Genomic DNA, 16,229 nt, shown 5'->3' on the forward strand with positions numbered 1-16,229 from the left:
CGCGGCGCCTCCGCATACGGCACGGTGGAGTGACGCGTGACGCACGCGCGCCCGGCCGCACACGGCCCGACGCGCGCCACCCTCAGCGGCGTAGAGGAGCACCCGCATGACCGACCACACCTACCGGCTCACCGAGATCGTCGGCACCTCGACCGAGGGTCTCGACCAGGCCATCCGCAACGGCATCAGCCGGGCCTCGCAGACCCTGCGCAACCTGGACTGGTTCGAGGTGACCCAGGTCAGGGGGCAGATCGAGAACGGCGAGATCGAGCACTACCAGGTCTGCCTGAAGCTCGGCTTCCGCATCGAGGACGCGGACTGACCGTCCCCGGCCCCGCGAGCCGGCTCCCCCGGCCGCACGAGCCGGAGCAAGAGCCGGGACGAGCCGAGCCGGCGGGTTCCGGCCGCCGCCCGGATGCGGGCCCGGGCCGTACCCCCGATCATGGAGACATGTCCGGAGCACTGCCCGTGATCGTGCACCCGCCCTCCCCGACCGGCGGCCGACGCGTCCGTGTGAACGGCGAGATCCTCGGGCTGGCGTACAACGTCGGGGACGTCGCCGAGTTCCTGCGGCGCGCCGGCCTGGAGGTCGACCCCGCGGAGGTCACCGTCTCCCCACTGATCGACTGGCGCGGCGGCGGGCCGGAGTACTGGGGACCGGAGCCGGAGGGCCACACGTCCGGCCCGTGAGGCGCCCGCGGCGTCCCCGACGACGCGTCACCCGTGCGACGGCACCGGCGCGACGTTCTGGTTGGCCCGGAAGAAGTTCTCCGGGTCGTAGACGCGCTTGACGGTGGCCAGCCGGTCGTAGTGGCCCCGGTAGGTCGCGCGGACGCGGTCCGCGCTCTCCTGCGCGCCCAGGAAGTTGACGTAGGAGCCGCCCATGGAGTGCGGGTGCAGGTCGCTCCAGTAGTCGACGCACCACTGCCGGACCAGACCGGCGTTGGCGGGGTCGGGATCGATTCCGGCGATCACGCCGGACCATACGGCGTCCCGGTACGCCCAGGCGGTGTCGTCGGCGCCCGGACGGCGTGCCGCCCCGTCCACCGCGTACAGATGCATCGTCGACCGGTCGGTGGGCAGGTTCTCCCCGTACTTGTGGTGCACCTCGATCGCGGCGTCGGGGATCGTGTCGAAGAAGTCGCCGCGCCAGTACCACTGCAGGCCCCTCGGCAGCAGGTCGTCGAACATGGTCTGCAGGACGGGATACGGCAGCGGCGTGGCGAAGTGGAAGGCGGGCGGCGCGGGTTCGTTCACCACGGCCAGCGCCTCCTCCAGCCGCTCCGCGTCCGGTTCGCCGGTGTGGCACCACACCACCCCGCACGCCTTCCGCCCGTGGAGCGGCTCGGGGAAGGGCGGTGCCGGCGGTACGGCCAGCAGCGCGAAGAAGCCGGAGAGGTCCTCCGGCGCGGCGGGCAGGAACTCCCGGTACCAGCGGAGCACCTCGGGGGTGCGGTCGACCGGCCAGAGCGTCACACCGACACCGACCGTGCTGACCGGGTGCAGCCGGAACGTGAACGACGTGACCACGCCGAAGTTCCCGCCGCCGCCCCGCAGCGCCCAGAACAGGTCGGGGTGCTCCTCCTCGGACGCGGTGACGAAGGAGCCGTCGGCGAGGACCACGTCGGCGGCGGCCAGGCTGTCGACGGTGAGCCCGAACCTGCGGGTGAGGTGGCCGTGGCCGCCGCCCAGCGTGAGGCCGCCGACCCCGGTGGTGGACTGGATCCCGGCGGGCACGGCGAGGCCGAAGGTGTGCGTCGCGTGGTCGAGGTCGCCCAGCAGGCTGCCGCCGCCGACCTGGGCCGTGCGCGCGACCGGGTCCACCCGTACCCAGCGCATGGGCGACAGGTCCAGCGTGAGCCCGCCGTCCACCACGCACAGTCCCGGCCCACTGTGCCCGCCGCCGCGCACCGCGAGGTCCAGCCCGGCGTCCCGGGCGAAGGCGAGCGTGGCCCGCACGTCCGCGACGTCGGTGCAGCCCGCGATGGCGGCGGGACGCCGGTCGATCATGGCGTTGTAGATGCTGCGGGCCTCGTCGTACCCCGCGTCCTGGGGGGTGACGACGGGTCCCCGCAGCGCCTCGCGCAGGCTTTCCAGAGCAGTTGCGTTCATGTCGCCCATGGCCGGCACCCCGCTGGGAGAGGATGATCCGCGGACGGACGCGCGGCGTGCGACGTCCGGGCGGATCGGGGGCGTGCACAGGGATCCGTTCGCGCTGTCGATACGGTGCGCGCTCGACCCGCTGTCCGCGGGCAGCGGCACCGCACGTGGCAGGCCGGCCTGTGAGGCGGGCCTGTCTCACCGCTTCGAGTCTGGTGCGCTCCCGGGCCCCTCGCAACCGGTCGGAGGCTCGGCGTGGAGCTGTCGTACCGGCCGCGGTCCTGGCGCCCGCCGCAGTCGGAGCACCACGGTCGTCGTGGGAGTGACGGCGGGCGCGGGAATCCCCGGCGCCGGCGGGCGTTGAACCCCGTGTGAGTTCCGCGATCGCTTCCGTCCGCTTCTCCGTGCTCGACCGCTCCCGCACCCGCGAGGGCCGCCCCGGCGCCGAGGCGCTGCGGGACACCGTACGGCTGGCGCGGGAGGTGGAGACCCTCGGCTACCACCGCCTCTGGGTGTCCGAGCACCACGGCGTGCCCGGCGTGGCCGGCTCCGCGCCGACCGTGCTGGCGGCCGCCGTCGCCGCCGCGACCAGCCGCATCCGGGTGGGCACGGGCGGGGTGATGCTGCCCAACCACCGGCCCCTGGTGGTGGCCGAGCAGTTCGGCGTGCTGGAGGCGCTGTTTCCGGGCCGCGTCGACATGGGGCTGGGGCGCTCGGTCGGCTTCACCGACGGTGTACGCAGGGCGCTGGGCCGCGGCAAGGACGACGCCGACGACTTCGCGGCGCAGCTCGACGAACTGCTCGGCTGGTTCCGGGGCACATCGCCGACGGGCGTGCACGCGCGTCCGGCGGAGGGCCTGAGCGTGCCGCCGTTCGTCCTGGCGATGGGCGAAGGGGCCGCGATCGCCGCCCGCGCCGGCCTGCCCATGGTCATCGGCGACCTGCGCGACCGCGAGAGGATGCTGCGCGGCATCGACCGGTACCGCGCCGCCTTCCGTCCCTCCCCGTGGGCCGGGGAGCCGTACGTCGTGATCTCCGGCACGGTCGCCGTGGCCGCCACGCCCGAGAAGGCGCGCCGCATCCTGATCCCGGAGGCCTGGTCCATGGCGCACGCCCGCACCCACGGCACCTTCCCTCCCCTGCCACCGGCCGACCGCGTCGAGTCCCTGCCGATGACCGCCAAGGAGCGCGGCCGCTACGAGTCCGGCCTCGCCGGACAGCTCGCCGGCACCGAGGAGCAGGTCGCGCACGAACTGGAGACGGTCCTGAAGGAGACGGGCGCCCAGGAACTCCTCGTCACGACGAGCACGTACGACCGCACGGCCCTGCTGGACTCCTACCGCCGCCTGGCCCGGATCTTCACGGCCGGGACTCGCCGGTCCTGACCGTCCATGGACCGGGGTCTCCGCAACTTTTGGCGGGCATACCGCACCTGACTGACTTTCAACTGGTACCGGGCATAGACTCGCGGTTCGCAAGCAGACGGCCGGGGAGGGGACCGCGCAGGCGGGAGGGCGCTGCCGTTGCCGTCACCCGGTCGGGGGTCGCCGGGAACCGGCCTGCGGGGAACCGGAGAAGGAAGAATCAGTGAGTGAAATCGGCTCCGGTGCCAGAGTGCAGCCGGCTCGTCCCGGCGACCCCTCTCGCATGGGCCCGTACCGGATCATCGGCCGTCTCGGCGCCGGGGGCATGGGGACCGTCCACGCGGGAGTGGCCGCCGACGGAACACGCGTGGCCGTGAAGGTGATTCATCCGCAGCAGGCCCAGGAGCCGGAGTTCAGGGCGCGTTTCAGGCGCGAGGTGGAACTCTCCTCCCGCGTCACCGGCCCCTACCTGGTGCCGCTGCTCGCCGCCGACACGGACGCGGAGACCCCGTGGCTGGCCACCCCCTACGTCCCCGGCCCGACCCTGAACGAGCACGTGGCCGCGCGGGGAGCGCTCGCCACGGCGGGGACGCTCTACACGCTCGCGGCCGCCACCGCGCAGGCGCTGGCCACCGTCCACGCCGTCGGCGTGGTGCACCGCGACGTGAAACCGCAGAACGTCATCCTCACGCCCTCCGGCCCCCGCGTGCTGGACTTCGGCATCGCGCACGCCGCCGACAGCACCAGCGTCACCCGCACCGGAGTGATGACCGGGACCCCCGGCTGGATCAGCCCCGAGCAGTACCGGACGGGGGCCACCGGGCCGGAGGGCGACATGTTCGCCTGGGGTGCGCTGGTGGCCTACGCGGCCACCGGGAGAATGCCGTTCGGGACGGGTGCGCCCGACGTGGTCGCGTTCCGTGTGATGTCGGGTGAGCCGGACCTGGAGGGCGTCCCCGGCCCCCTGCGCGGGGTCGTGGAGCGGGCCCTGGCCAAGGAACCCGGGGACCGTCCGTCGGCCGCCGAGGCCGCCCAGGAGTGCTGGGAACTGCTCGCCTCCCAGGCCACCCAGGTGGTGAGTGCCGACGCGCTGCCCACCCAGGCGGGGAACATGGTCGAGGCCCTCTGGGACATTCCGCCCGGCGACGATCCGACCTGGCACGTGCCCAGGAGCAGTTCCCGAAAGCGCCGGCTGGGCATGCTGGTTGTCGCTGCCGCCGTCGTCGGCGCCCTGGCCGGTGGCGTGGTGGCCCTGATGCCCGGCGACGCCGGGGACGGCGGGCAGCCCGCCTCGGCCACCCCTTCCTCCTCCGCCGGAACGGACGGCAAGGCCAAGCAGCGGCAGGCGGCGAACGCCGACTCGGCGAGTGCGCAGAGCTGGGCGGAAGCGCGTACGGCACAGGGCGAGGGCGAGCACGACGTGGCCCGCGGGGTGCTGCACGACCAAGGTGTCCTCGCACAGGAGTTGAGCGAGGGCGTCGACTTCACTCCGGGGACCGTGCGATTCCATCAGCCGCGCCGGGAGGTCTACCTCTCGTACCGGCTGACCTCCGACGAGCAGGGCACGATGTACGCGGAGACGGAGATCGCCAGGTCGATGTGCGAGACGCTGAGGGACGTCGTGCTCCGCGTGCACCCGAACCTGCCGTACCGCACCTACGTCATGGTGCGGGAGGGGACGGACCAGGACCCGCAGGTGACCTGGCAGGACGACTTCGTCACCAACACGCAGTGCAGGTCGGCCGCCGACAATGACACCTCCCCCAGCTCCGGCACCGACCAGGACTCCGGTGCGGTGCAGGGCTGGACGCCGGACGAGCAGGGGCTCGGGCAGGCGATGATCCCCAGCACCGACCGCGACGAGATCCGGGTCGCGGACCACGCCGCCCGGACGATCATCCAGCGGACCAACGGGATGCGCCCGACGCTCGGCACCGATCGCGTGCTCGGCAACGCGGAGCTCAAGGTGGGCTTCGACCCCGGCAACTCGGCGATGTACGTGTGGTCGGACTACGGGACGTGGAACCAGAAGCAGGTCGGGACCTGGGCCGCCATGACCGCGGGCGAGGCGTGCCGGGCCCTCGTGAACCAGAGGGACCTCGCGGGCGATGCCTGGCCGTACACCCGCTACGCCGTGGCCGTGATCGGCGGCAACCACTACCTGATGATCCGCTGGGGCAAGGCCACCACACTGGCCGACTGCCCTGCCTGACGGACGGCGGCTTGGCCCTCGACCCGGTCGAGGGCCCAGAGTCCCGGGTGTGGAGAGCGAGTTGCGCAGTATTGGGGAGATGGCCCGCGGCAGCGGACTGGGCGTGAGCGCGCTGCGGTTCTACGACCGTGCCGGGGTGCTGGTCCCACGGCTTCCCCGACTACCGCCGCCTCGTCAGCCTCCCTGCCGGACGCCGGGCTTTCGTCGATGTGGCGGTCTTCCGGAAGGCGCCGGAGACGGGGCGGGCGGGCGACGTGCGCGAGCAGGACGGCCTGCCCTGCGACCTGAGCGTGCTCGGCGTCGCGGACGGCGGCACGGTCACCGTCCGCGACGCCGGTGACGACGACGAGAACCGCGTCGCCGTCAACCGCGACTTCCGCTGGAGGCGCTCGCCGCGGGCGCGCGGGACGAACTGATCGTGGAAGTCGGCGCCCCCGTGGCTCCCCTCGCGATCCGCCGGCCCGACGACGAGGAGACCTTCCCGATCCTGATGCCGGTGCGCCTGGAGGACCAGGGTCTCTCCTACGGATCGTGCCGGGGCCGTTCCGCCGACCGGCCCCGCACCGGGGCGCTCCCGGTCACGGCACGTCGTAGCGGACGAGGGCCTTGTTGAGGGACTCGCCGCTGCGACGGGCGTGGGTCATCCGCTCACGGATCTCGCGCAGGTTGCGCGGGCGGTAACCCGGCCCCCCGCAGCAGCTCTTGTGGAAGCCGACGCCCGCGTGGAGCAGGACGGAGAGGACCCGCCAGGCCGCCCGGTCCCGGCGCGGAGGCGCGGCGAAGGCCGAGCCCACATGGATCAGCGGGCCCGCGCAGCTCGGGCAGATCCGGTCGGGCCTGTCCCGGTCGTAGGGCTGCTTGAAGGAGGCCCGGCAGGGCAGGCAGAGGAAGGAGGTCTTTGCTGCGGACACGGCCCCACGTTAGACGCGGCGCGAGCGAGGAAGCGACACGTTTTCGGCCTCGGGGCGCGGGGGACGGCCTCGCATACTATTGCGTGGTTTGCCCCTCGTGGCCCCGCCTTCCCGCAGTCCCGCCCGGAGTCCCCACCATGCACACCCCCCACGACCCGTACGTCCGTGTCCGCGGTGCCCGGGAACACAATCTCCGGGGTGTCGATGTCGACATTCCGCGGGACGTGCTGGTCGCGTTCACGGGGGTGTCGGGGTCGGGGAAGTCGTCGCTGGCGTTCGGGACGGTCTACGCGGAGGCGCAGCGGCGGTACTTCGAGTCGGTGGCGCCGTATGCCCGCCGGCTGATCCACCAGGTCGGGGCGCCGAAGGTCGGGGAGATCACCGGCCTGCCGCCCGCCGTGTCCCTGCAGCAGCGGAGGGCGGCGCCCACGTCGCGCTCCTCCGTGGGGACGGTGACGAACCTGTCCAACTCCCTGCGGATGCTCTTCTCCCGGGCCGGTGACTACCCGCCGGGCGCCGAGCCGCTCGACTCGGACGCGTTCTCGCCCAACACGGCCGCCGGGGCGTGCCCGGAGTGCCACGGGCTCGGGCGGGTGCACCGGACGAGCGAGGAACTGCTCGTTCCCGATCCCTCGCTGTCCGTGCGGGAGGGCGCGATCGCCGCGTGGCCGGGTGCCTGGCAGGGCAAGAACCTGCGGGACATCCTCGACGCGCTCGGGTACGACGTGGACCGGCCCTGGCGCGAACTGCCCGCCGGGCAGCGGGAGTGGATCCTGTTCACGGACGAGCAGCCGGTGGTGACCGTGCACCCGGTGCGGGACGCCGACCGCATCCAACGGCCGTACCAGGGGACGTACATGAGTGCCCGGCGGTATGTGATGAAGACGTTCGCCGATTCGAAGAGCCCGGCCCTGCGGGCGAAGGCGGAGGGCTTCCTCACCAGCGTGCCCTGCCCGGCCTGCGGTGGCAGCCGGCTGCGTCCGGATGCGCTGGCGGTGACCTTCGCGGGCCGGACGATCGCCGAGCTGGCCGCGCTGCCGCTCACCGAGCTCGCCGGCCTGCTCCACGGGACCTCCGAGGTCGCGCGCGTCCTCACCGACGATCTGAAGGTCCGCATCGCTCCCGTGGTGGAGCTCGGCCTCGGCTACCTCGGTCTCGACCGGGCCACGCCCACGCTCTCCGCGGGCGAGTTGCAGCGGCTGCGGCTCGCCACACAGCTGCGGTCCGGGCTGTTCGGGGTGGTGTACGTCCTCGACGAGCCGTCCGCCGGGCTGCATCCGGCGGACACCGAGGCACTGTCGAGGGTGCTGCGGCGGCTGAAGGCGGCGGGCAACTCGGTGTTCGTCGTGGAGCACCACCTCGATGTGGTGCGGGGCGCGGACTGGGTGGTGGACGTGGGTCCGCGGGCCGGAGAGCACGGTGGGCGGGTGCTGCACAGCGGGCCGGTGGCGGAGCTGGCCGGGGTGGCGGAGTCGGCCACGGCCCGCTTCCTGTTCGACCACTCCCCCGCAGCCGTGCGGGAAGTCCGGCGGGGACGGGGGCAGTTGGAGGTGGGACCGGTCACCCGGCACAACCTGCGGGCGGTGACCGCCGAGTTCCCGCTCGGCGCCTTCACCGCCGTCACCGGTGTGTCGGGGTCGGGGAAGTCGACGCTGATCGGTGAGATCACGGAGGACCTGGCGGGGGTCGGACGACTGGTGTCGGTGGACCAGCGGCCGATCGGGCGCACTCCGCGTTCCAACCTGGCCACGTACACCGGGCTGTTCGACGTCGTGCGGAAGGTCTTCGCGGCCGCCGGCGAGGCCCGTGAGCGGGGTTACGGCGTCGGGCGCTTCTCCTTCAACGTGGCCGGAGGGCGGTGCGAGACCTGTCAGGGCGAGGGGTTCGTGAGCGTGGAGCTGCTGTTCCTGCCGAGCACGTACACGCCGTGCCCGGACTGCGGCGGGGCGCGCTACAACCCCGAGACGCTCGAAGTGACCTACCGGGGACGGAACATCGCGCAGGTGCTGGGCCTGACGGTGGAAGAGGCGGCGGAGTTCTTCGCCGACACCCCGGCCGTGGCCCGCAGCCTCGGCACCCTCCTCGACGTCGGCCTCGGCTACCTCCGGCTGGGCCAGCCCGCGACCGAGCTGTCGGGCGGCGAGGCGCAGCGCATCAAGCTCGCCGGCGAGTTGCAGCGGGGCCGGCGCGGCCACACCCTCTATGTGCTGGACGAGCCGACGACCGGCCTCCACCCGGCCGACGTCGAGGTGCTGATGCGCCAGCTGCACGGACTCGTCGACGCCGGGCACACGGTGATCGTCGTCGAGCACGACATGTCGGTCGTGGCCGGCGCCGACTGGGTGGTCGACCTGGGGCCGGGCGGCGGCGACGAGGGCGGCCGTGTCGTGGCGGCGGGGCCACCGGCCGAGGTGGCCCGGACGGAGGGCAGCGCCACGGCGCCCTACCTGGCCCGGGCTCTGGGGTGAGCGGGCGAGATCGCGGGACGGCCTGACACGCCGGGGCCGCTCCGGCCTCTGCGGACCGCCCTCAGCCCCCTGCGGCGGGGCTCACGCCACCAGTGCCGTATGTGTCCAGCGGGGCTCGCCCGCGGTGCCCGGTTCGGCGGCGCGGGCCAGGGTGCGGCGGTCCGGGTGGCTGCCGGGTGCGAGAGCGGGGCGTACCTCGACCTCGGCGATCAGGCCGCGGGCGGACGCCACCCGCCACAGCGACGCCAACAGGGTGTCCTCGCCGACGAAGGCGGGGATCGTGCTGGCCGTTCCGGTGGCGGCGCGGTAGCGGATGCGGACCGGCTGGACCGGGGTGCCCGCGTCCAGGGCGGCCTGGAAGACGGCCCGGCGGAAGGTGCCCTGCGACCGGCCGCACCAGGTGCTGCCCTCGGGGAAGGCCGCGACGGCGGCGCCGCCGCGCAGTGCCCCGGCGATGCGCGCGACCGTGTCGGGCAGGGCGCGCAGCCGGTCGCGTTCGATGAACAGGGCGCCGCCGCGGGCCGCGAGCGCGCCCGCCACCGGCCACCGGCGGATCTCCGTCTTGGCGAGCATCCGGGCCGGGCGTACCGCGGCGAGGAGCGGGACGTCCAGCCAGGAGATGTGGTTGGCGACCAGGAGCAGGCCGCCGGAGGGCGGGGCGGTCCCGGTGACGCGGACGCGGACGCCGCAGGCCCGGACGATCGCCCGGCACCAGCGCCGTGTCCAGTCCGCCGGGATCCGGTCGCCGAACGGGGACAGCGCGACCCCGGCGAGGACCAGGGCCGCCACCGCCGTGAGCCGCAGCACGGCCCGGGGCACGGCCGCCACGGACCTCGTCGCCTCCACGCACGCCCGCGGGGTGCAGGGCGCGCCGGGCAGCCAGGCGCTCATCAGGCGGGGACGAGGGAGAGGAAGTGGCGCAGGTAGCGCTGGTTCACCCGGCGCATGGAGAGCAGCACGTACAGGTCGGCGACGCCGAAGTCCGGGTCGTACGCGGGCTCGCCGCACACCCAGGCGCCGAGGCGGAGGTAGCCGCGCAGCAGCGGCGGAAGTTCGGGGCCGGCCGCCGGACCCGCCGCGTCCGGCGGGATCCACGGCAGCAGCGGCCGTACCCGGAACTCCTCCGGGGCCAGGTGCTTGGCCCGGACCCGGTCCCAGGTGGCGGAGGCGAGCGCGCCGCCGTCGGAGAGCGGGATCGAGCAGCAGCCGGCCAGCCATTCGTGACCGCGGTCCACCATGTAGCGGGCTATCCCGGCCCAGATCAGCCCGATCACGGCGCCGTCCCGGTGGTCGGGGTGCACACAGGAGCGGCCCACCTCGACCAGGCCGGGGCGGATCGCGTCCAGCGGGGCCAGCTCGAACTCGCTCTCGGCGTAGAGGCGTCCGGCGACCGCGGCCCGCTCCGGCGGCAGCAACCGGTAGGTGCCGACGACCTCGCCGGTGCCGGATTCCCGTATCAGGAGGTGGTCGCAGTACGCGTCGAAGGCGTCCACGTCCAGACCCGGCTCGGGGCCGTCGAGCCGGGCGCCCATCTCCTGGGCGAAGACCCGGTACCGCAGACGCTGCGCGGCGCGGACGTCGTCCTGGTCCCGGGCGAGCGAGACCAGATGGCCGGAGGCGCCGGGCGCGGCGGCGCGTGCGGGGGGCGAGACGGGCAGGGCGGTCATGACGGTCTCCAGTGCCGGACGGAAGCATGAGGGGATCTTCTGCTTCCACTTCTTCCGTGGCCGACTGGCCTCGGCGTGTCCGGCACGGGACCCGTGGATGTGCGGCTGCTGAATGCCGGGGGGGGCGGCACCCCGGCAGCCGCCCCCTACTTGGTGCGTACCAGCAGGGAGACCGCCAGACCGCCAGACCGCCAGACCGCCAGACCGCCAGACCGCTGGGCCGCTCCGCCCAGGGGGTTCGGTAGTGGGCCCGCAGGGCGGCCGCCTGGCCGGCGGGCAGCCCCAGCAGCGGATCCGGGGTGTTGCCGGCCGCCACCAGCCAGATCCGCTTCTCGCCTCGCAGGCATCGGGCCGGCTCCGCGCACTCGGTCGTGTCCAGCACCACGTCCACCCGCCGCACCGTGGCCAGCACTTGGGCGAAGCTGCGGCCGGCCATGTCCCAGCCGGTCAACTCGTCGCGGCCGAGCAGGAGGTTCACTGATCCGGTACATCGCCAGGGCCGTGGTGGCCGGCGCCGGCCGGCCCCACAGTCCGACCGTCGTCGCTCTCTGGTCGCCGTGTGGTGCTTCGGACGCCGGGCCGTCGTCCGCGCGCTGCTCGGTGGGGGAAAGAACCGCCATGCCGACAGCCATGCGGTGCGGCGGCGGGGGGCGTCAGCCGTGACCCGCCCGAAACGGACGGCATTCCCCCGTTCGGCCCTGCCGTACCAGCCGTAGTGTGCCTGGCGGAACCGGAGTTGAGCACCACATCTCCGGTTCCGCCCGTCCGCACACTGCCGGCGAACGTCCGATGTCCGGGCGGCGCTACCGCCTGGCCGCCTTGCGGGTCGCCCGGAGCCACTCCTTGTTCATGCTGGTGATGGACATGAGTGGGATGCCCTTCGGGCAGGCGGTGGAGCACTCGCCGGTCAGGGTGCAGCCGCCGAAGCCCTCTTCGTCCATCCGGGCCACCATGTCCAGCACCCGGGTCTCGCGTTCGGGCGCGCCCTGCGGCAGGACGTTCAGGTGGTTGACCTTGGCCGAGGTGAAGAGCATCGCCGCGCCGTTCGGGCAGGCGGCGACGCAGGCGCCGCAGCCGATGCACTCGGCGTGCTCGAAGGCGAGGTCGGCGTCCGGCTTCGGCACGGGCGTGGCGTGCGCCTCGGGGGCGGAGCCGGTCGGGGCGGTGATGTAGCCGCCGGCCTGGATGATCCGGTCGAAGGCCGAGCGGTCCACCACGAGGTCCTTGACGACCGGGAAGGCCGCGGCGCGCCACGGCTCGACGTCGATGGTGTCGCCGTCGCGGAAGGACCGCATGTGCAGTTGGCAGGTGGTGGTGCGCTCGGGGCCGTGCGCGTCGCCGTTGATGACCAGGCTGCACGCGCCGCAGATGCCCTCGCGGCAGTCGTGGTCGAAGGCGACGGGGTCCTCGCCGGAGAGGATGAGCCGTTCGTTGAGGACGTCCAGCATCTCCAGGAAGGACATGTCGGGCGAGATGCCGTCCACCTCGTAGGTGGACATGGTGCCGTCGGCGTCGGCGTTCTTCTGCCGCCAGACGCGCAGGGTGAGCCTCATGCGTAGCTCCGCTGGGTGGGGTGGACGTACTCGAAGACCAGGTCTTCCCTGTGCAGGGTCGGGGCCAGGCCCGTACCCGTGAACTCCCAGGCGGCCGCGTACGAGAACTCCTCGTCCCTGCGGGCGGCCTCGCCGTCCGGGGTCTGCGACTCCTCGCGGAAGTGGCCGCCGCAGGACTCGGAGCGGTGCAGCGCGTCCAGGCACATCAGCTCGGCCAGTTCCAGGTAGTCGACGATGCGGTTGGCCTTCTCCAGGGACTGGTTGAACTCCTCGCCGGTGCCGGGGACCTTGATGCGCCGCCAGAACTCCTCGCGGATCTGCGGGATGCGCTCCAGGGCCTTGCGCAGGCCGGTCTCGGTGCGGGCCATGCCGCAGAACTCCCACATCAGTTCGCCGACTTCGCGGTGGAAGGAGTCCGGGGTGCGGTCGCCGTCGACGGAGAGGAGCCGGTGGAGGCGGTCCTCGGTCTGGGCCACCACCTCCCGGACGGCGGGGTGTTCGGCGGTGACGGCGTCCTGGTGCGGGTGGCGGGCCAGGTAGTCGTTGATGGTGGCGGGCAGGACGAAGTAGCCGTCGGCCAGGCCCTGCATCAGCGCGGAGGCACCGAGGCGGTTGGCGCCGTGGTCGGAGAAGTTGGCCTCGCCGACCGCGAACAGGCCGGGGACCGTGGTCTGGAGGTCGTAGTCGACCCACAGGCCGCCCATCGTGTAGTGCACGGCGGGGTAGATCCGCATCGGCACCTCGTACGGGTTCTCCGCGGTGATCCGCTCGTACATGTCGAAGAGGTTGCCGTACTTCTCCTCCACCTTCGCCCGTCCCATGCGCTCGATGGCGTCGGCGAAGTCGAGGTAGACGCCCTGGCCGCCGGGGCCCACTCCCCTGCCCTCGTCGCAGACGTTCTTCGCGGCGCGGGAGGCGATGTCGCGGGGGACGAGGTTGCCGAAGGAGGGGTAGACGCGCTCCAGGTAGTAGTCGCGCTCGTCCTCGGGGATCTCGTTCGGCGGGCGGTCGTCGCCCCGCGCCTTCGGCACCCAGATACGGCCGTCGTTGCGCAGCGACTCGCTCATCAGCGTGAGTTTGGACTGATGGTCGCCGGTGCGCGGGATGCAGGTGGGGTGGATCTGGGTGAAGCAGGGGTTGGCGAAGTACGCGCCGCGCCGGTGAGCCCGCCAGATCGCGGTCGCGTTGGAGTTCATGGCGTTCGTCGACAGGTAGAAGACGTTGCCGTAGCCGCCGCTGGCGAGGACGACGGCGTCCGCGAAGTACGTGTCGATCCTCCCGGTGATCAGGTCGCGGGCGACGATGCCGCGGGCCCGGCCGTCGACGACGATCAGGTCGAGCATCTCGGTGCGCGGGTGCATCTCCACGTTCCCGGCCGCGATCTGCCGGGACAGCGCCTGGTAGGCGCCGAGGAGGAGCTGCTGGCCCGTCTGGCCGCGGGCGTAGAAGGTGCGGGAGACCTGGACGCCGCCGAACGAGCGGGTGTCGAGCAGGCCGCCGTACTCGCGGGCGAAGGGGACGCCCTGCGCCACGCACTGGTCGATGATCTCCACGGAGATCTGCGCGAGGCGGTGGACGTTGGACTCGCGGGCCCTGAAGTCGCCGCCCTTGACGGTGTCGTAGAAGAGCCGGTGGACCGAGTCGCCGTCGTTGCGGTAGTTCTTCGCGGCGTTGATGCCGCCCTGCGCGGCGATGGAGTGGGCGCGGCGCGGGGAGTCCTGGTAGCAGAACTGGACCACGTGGTAGCCCTGTTCGGCGAGGGTGGCGCCCGCGGATCCGCCGGCGAGTCCGGTGCCGACGACGATCACCGTGTGCTTGCGCCGGTTGGCGGGGTTGACCAGCTTGGCCTCGAAGCGGCGCTTGTCCCAGCGCTCGTGGACCGGGCCGGACGGGGCCTTGGTGTCGGCGACCGGGTCGCCCGTGCGGTAGTCGGCGTAAGCAGTCATGTCAGCTCACCACTCCGGTCATGACACCCACGGGTACGGCGATGAAACCGGCCGTGAGCAGCAGCGCGAGGACGTTTGCGAGGGTCTTCAGGGCGCGGTCGCGGGTGCGGCTGCCGACGCCGAGGGTCTGGGCGGCGCTCCAGAAGCCGTGCCGGATGTGCAGGCCGAGCGCGAGCATGGCGACGATGTAGATCACGTCGCCGTACCAGGTGGAGAAGGTGTCCACGACGTTCTGGTACGGCCGGCCCTCCTGGAAGCCGCCGGAGTGCACCGTGCCGGTGGTCAGGTCCAGGAGGTGCCAGACGACGAACAGGCCGAGGATGATCCCGCCCCAGCGCATGGTGCGGGTCGCGTAGCTCGCCCGGGGCCTCTTGTGGACGTACTTCGCCGGGCGCGCCCTGATGTCGCGGCGGCTGAGCTGGAAGGCGGAGACGGCGTGCGCGACGACGGCCGCGACCAGCACGACCCGGACGATCCAGAGCGTCCACTCGTAGTGCATGAACGGCTCGCCGACGGTGCGCAGCCAGTGGGCGTAGTGGTTGAACTCGCCGGCCCCGAAGTAGATCTTCAGGTTCCCGATCATGTGGGCGACCAGGTACAGCAGCATGACGAGTCCGCTGACCGCCATCACGGTCTTCTTGCCGACGGTGGAGTCCCACACGGTGCGTGCCATGGACGGCCGTCGGTCCGTCCTCGTTGCCAGAGCCATGACTCAGCACGCTAGGGCCGAACGGCCCCATCGGTCCAAGACATGCTCCGGCTCGTTTCGATAGCTGGGGCCTATGATGGCAGCGTGCAGTTCCAGCAGCTCCAGTACTTCGTCGCCGTCGCCGAGACCCGGCACTTCACCCGGGCCGCCGAGCTGGTGCACGTCGCGCAGCCGTCCCTGTCCCAGCAGATCAAGGCCCTGGAGCGGGAGCTGGGGGCCGACCTGTTCCTGCGCGCCCGGGGCAACATCACGCTCACCGACGCGGGCGAGGCGCTGCTGCCGCTGGCCCGCCGCATCCTCGCCGACGCGGACACGGCCCGGCACGAGGTGCAGGAGCTGGCGCAGTTGCGCAGCGGCCGGGTGCGGCTCGGCGCGACGCCGAGCCTGTGCACCGGGCTGCTGCCGGACGTGCTGCGCGCCTTCCACGACCGCTATCCGGGCATCCGGCTGCTGGTCGAGGAGGGCGGCTCGCACGACCTCGTACGGGAACTGGCGCGCGGGGCCCTGGACCTGGCGCTGGTCGTGCTCCCGCTGCCCACTCCGTCCCCGGCGCTGACCACGGTGGAGCTGCTGCGCGAGGACCTGGTGGTGGTGTCGTCGCCTGAGGCGTCCGCGCCGGGCGGGGGTCGGCGGACGGTACGGGTGCCGGACCTGGAGTGCGAGCGTCTGGTGATGTTCCGGCACGGCTATGACCTGCGGGAACTGACCGTCGCCGCGTGCCGCGCCGAGGGCTTCGAGCCGGACTTCGCGGTCGAGGGCGGCGAGATGGACGCCGTGCTGGGGTTCGTCCGGGCGGGGCTCGGGGTGGCCGTCGTCCCGCGCATGGTCGCGACCCGGTCCGGCCGCGGCCTGCGCGTCACCCCACTGGCCCCGCCCGGCCTGCACCGCACCATCGCCCTGGCCCACCGCAGCGACGTGGCCCCACCGCGGGCGGCCCGGGAACTCCAGCGGATGCTGCTGGAGCGGTGAGGTGGTCGCGGCCTGGGCGCCGGACGGAAACCGCGGGACGGACGGCGGGCCGGGGGCGGCAGGCGGAGGGCCGGATCGTGGTCCCGGATGCCCGCCCGCAGGCCGGGCATCGGGTGGCGAGGTGTGGGCCGAGCGGCGGGGGCGCACGGGCCCGGTAACGGCCGAAACCGAGCGGTCCCGTCACGGATGCAAACGGCCGGTCACGCCCGGAAGTACGCGCCCCGTCGCGCGCACAAGCGCAGTGGCTGCGTCGCGGACGCAAGCGCCATGGCCCGCCGGGGACCGAAGCACGCGCCCCGACGCGGACACAAACGCAGCGGCCTCGCCGCG

13 protein-coding genes and 1 pseudogene are annotated in these 16,229 nt (G+C 73.1%); 7 read left to right on the forward strand and 7 right to left on the reverse strand.

From position 1 onward, the window contains the following. The first annotated feature begins 106 nt into the window (after positions 1–106). Entirely contained in the window at positions 107–322 is a 216-nt protein-coding gene (locus ACF1A5_RS25935; protein WP_392195273.1) for a dodecin, read from the forward strand. A 128-nt stretch (positions 323–450) separates the two neighbouring features. Beyond that, positions 451–690, forward strand: coding sequence for a hypothetical protein (locus tag ACF1A5_RS25940; RefSeq protein ID WP_392195274.1), 240 nt, complete (start codon positions 451–453; stop codon positions 688–690). 27 nt (positions 691–717) lie between these two features. Here ACF1A5_RS25940 and ACF1A5_RS25945 read toward each other — a convergent pair whose 3' ends face one another. Beyond that, positions 718–2,121, reverse strand: coding sequence for an FAD-binding oxidoreductase (locus tag ACF1A5_RS25945; protein ID WP_392195275.1), 1,404 nt, complete (start codon positions 2,119–2,121; stop codon positions 718–720). A gap of 350 nt (positions 2,122–2,471) precedes the next feature. Here ACF1A5_RS25945 and ACF1A5_RS25950 point away from each other — a divergent pair, with 350 nt between their 5' ends. From ACF1A5_RS25950 to ACF1A5_RS25960, 3 genes and pseudogenes are all read left to right on the forward strand, one after another. Continuing rightward, positions 2,472–3,485, forward strand: coding sequence for an LLM class flavin-dependent oxidoreductase (locus ACF1A5_RS25950; protein ID WP_392195276.1), 1,014 nt, complete (start codon positions 2,472–2,474; stop codon positions 3,483–3,485). 262 nt (positions 3,486–3,747) lie between these two features. Further along, a complete protein-coding gene (locus ACF1A5_RS25955) occupies positions 3,748–5,676 on the forward strand; it encodes a serine/threonine-protein kinase (RefSeq protein ID WP_392195277.1) in 1,929 nt (642 codons plus the stop codon). Between the two features lie 137 nt (positions 5,677–5,813). Beyond that, a pseudogene (locus tag ACF1A5_RS25960) lies at positions 5,814–6,187 on the forward strand (DNA polymerase III subunit beta); the annotation flags it as partial. Between the two features lie 67 nt (positions 6,188–6,254). Here ACF1A5_RS25960 and ACF1A5_RS25965 read toward each other — a convergent pair. Beyond that, complete coding sequence (locus tag ACF1A5_RS25965; RefSeq protein ID WP_392195278.1) at positions 6,255–6,587, reverse strand: deoxyxylulose-5-phosphate synthase; 333 nt, start codon at positions 6,585–6,587, stop codon at positions 6,255–6,257. 137 nt (positions 6,588–6,724) lie between these two features. Between ACF1A5_RS25965 and ACF1A5_RS25970 the strand changes: the two genes are divergently transcribed. Continuing rightward, positions 6,725–9,055, forward strand: a complete 2,331-nt coding sequence (locus tag ACF1A5_RS25970) for an ABC transporter (RefSeq protein ID WP_392195279.1) — start codon at positions 6,725–6,727, stop codon at positions 9,053–9,055. Between the two features lie 81 nt (positions 9,056–9,136). Here the strand turns inward: ACF1A5_RS25970 and ACF1A5_RS25975 are convergent, their stop codons facing one another. The 5 genes from ACF1A5_RS25975 to ACF1A5_RS25995 all read right to left on the reverse strand — a co-directional run bounded on the left by ACF1A5_RS25975 (position 9,137) and on the right by ACF1A5_RS25995 (position 14,894). Then, a complete protein-coding gene (locus ACF1A5_RS25975) occupies positions 9,137–9,946 on the reverse strand; it encodes a lysophospholipid acyltransferase family protein (RefSeq protein WP_392195280.1) in 810 nt (269 codons plus the stop codon). Continuing rightward, on the reverse strand, positions 9,946–10,722 hold the full coding sequence (locus ACF1A5_RS25980) for a GNAT family N-acetyltransferase (RefSeq protein ID WP_392195281.1): 777 nt from the start codon (positions 10,720–10,722) through the stop codon (positions 9,946–9,948). The genes ACF1A5_RS25975 and ACF1A5_RS25980 overlap by 1 nt, the downstream gene beginning before the upstream one ends. Positions 10,723–11,525: 803 nt before the next feature. Next, positions 11,526–12,275, reverse strand: coding sequence for a succinate dehydrogenase/fumarate reductase iron-sulfur subunit (locus tag ACF1A5_RS25985; protein WP_392195282.1), 750 nt, complete (start codon positions 12,273–12,275; stop codon positions 11,526–11,528). Next, positions 12,272–14,221, reverse strand: coding sequence for a fumarate reductase/succinate dehydrogenase flavoprotein subunit (locus ACF1A5_RS25990; RefSeq protein WP_392195283.1), 1,950 nt, complete (start codon positions 14,219–14,221; stop codon positions 12,272–12,274). The genes ACF1A5_RS25985 and ACF1A5_RS25990 overlap by 4 nt, the downstream gene beginning before the upstream one ends. Position 14,222: 1 nt before the next feature. After that, positions 14,223–14,894 carry a succinate dehydrogenase gene (locus ACF1A5_RS25995; protein ID WP_392195284.1) on the reverse strand — a complete coding sequence of 224 codons (672 nt, stop codon included), beginning with the start codon at positions 14,892–14,894 and terminating at the stop codon, positions 14,223–14,225. Between the two features lie 120 nt (positions 14,895–15,014). Here ACF1A5_RS25995 and ACF1A5_RS26000 point away from each other — a divergent pair, with 120 nt between their 5' ends. After that, complete coding sequence (locus ACF1A5_RS26000) at positions 15,015–15,899, forward strand: LysR family transcriptional regulator (protein ID WP_392195285.1); 885 nt, start codon at positions 15,015–15,017, stop codon at positions 15,897–15,899. The last annotated feature ends 330 nt before the right edge of the window (positions 15,900–16,229 follow it).

It is taken from the genome of Streptomyces sp. NPDC014864 (assembly GCF_043081525.1).
In the GTDB taxonomy this organism is placed as follows: Bacteria; Actinomycetota; Actinomycetes; order Streptomycetales; family Streptomycetaceae; genus Streptomyces.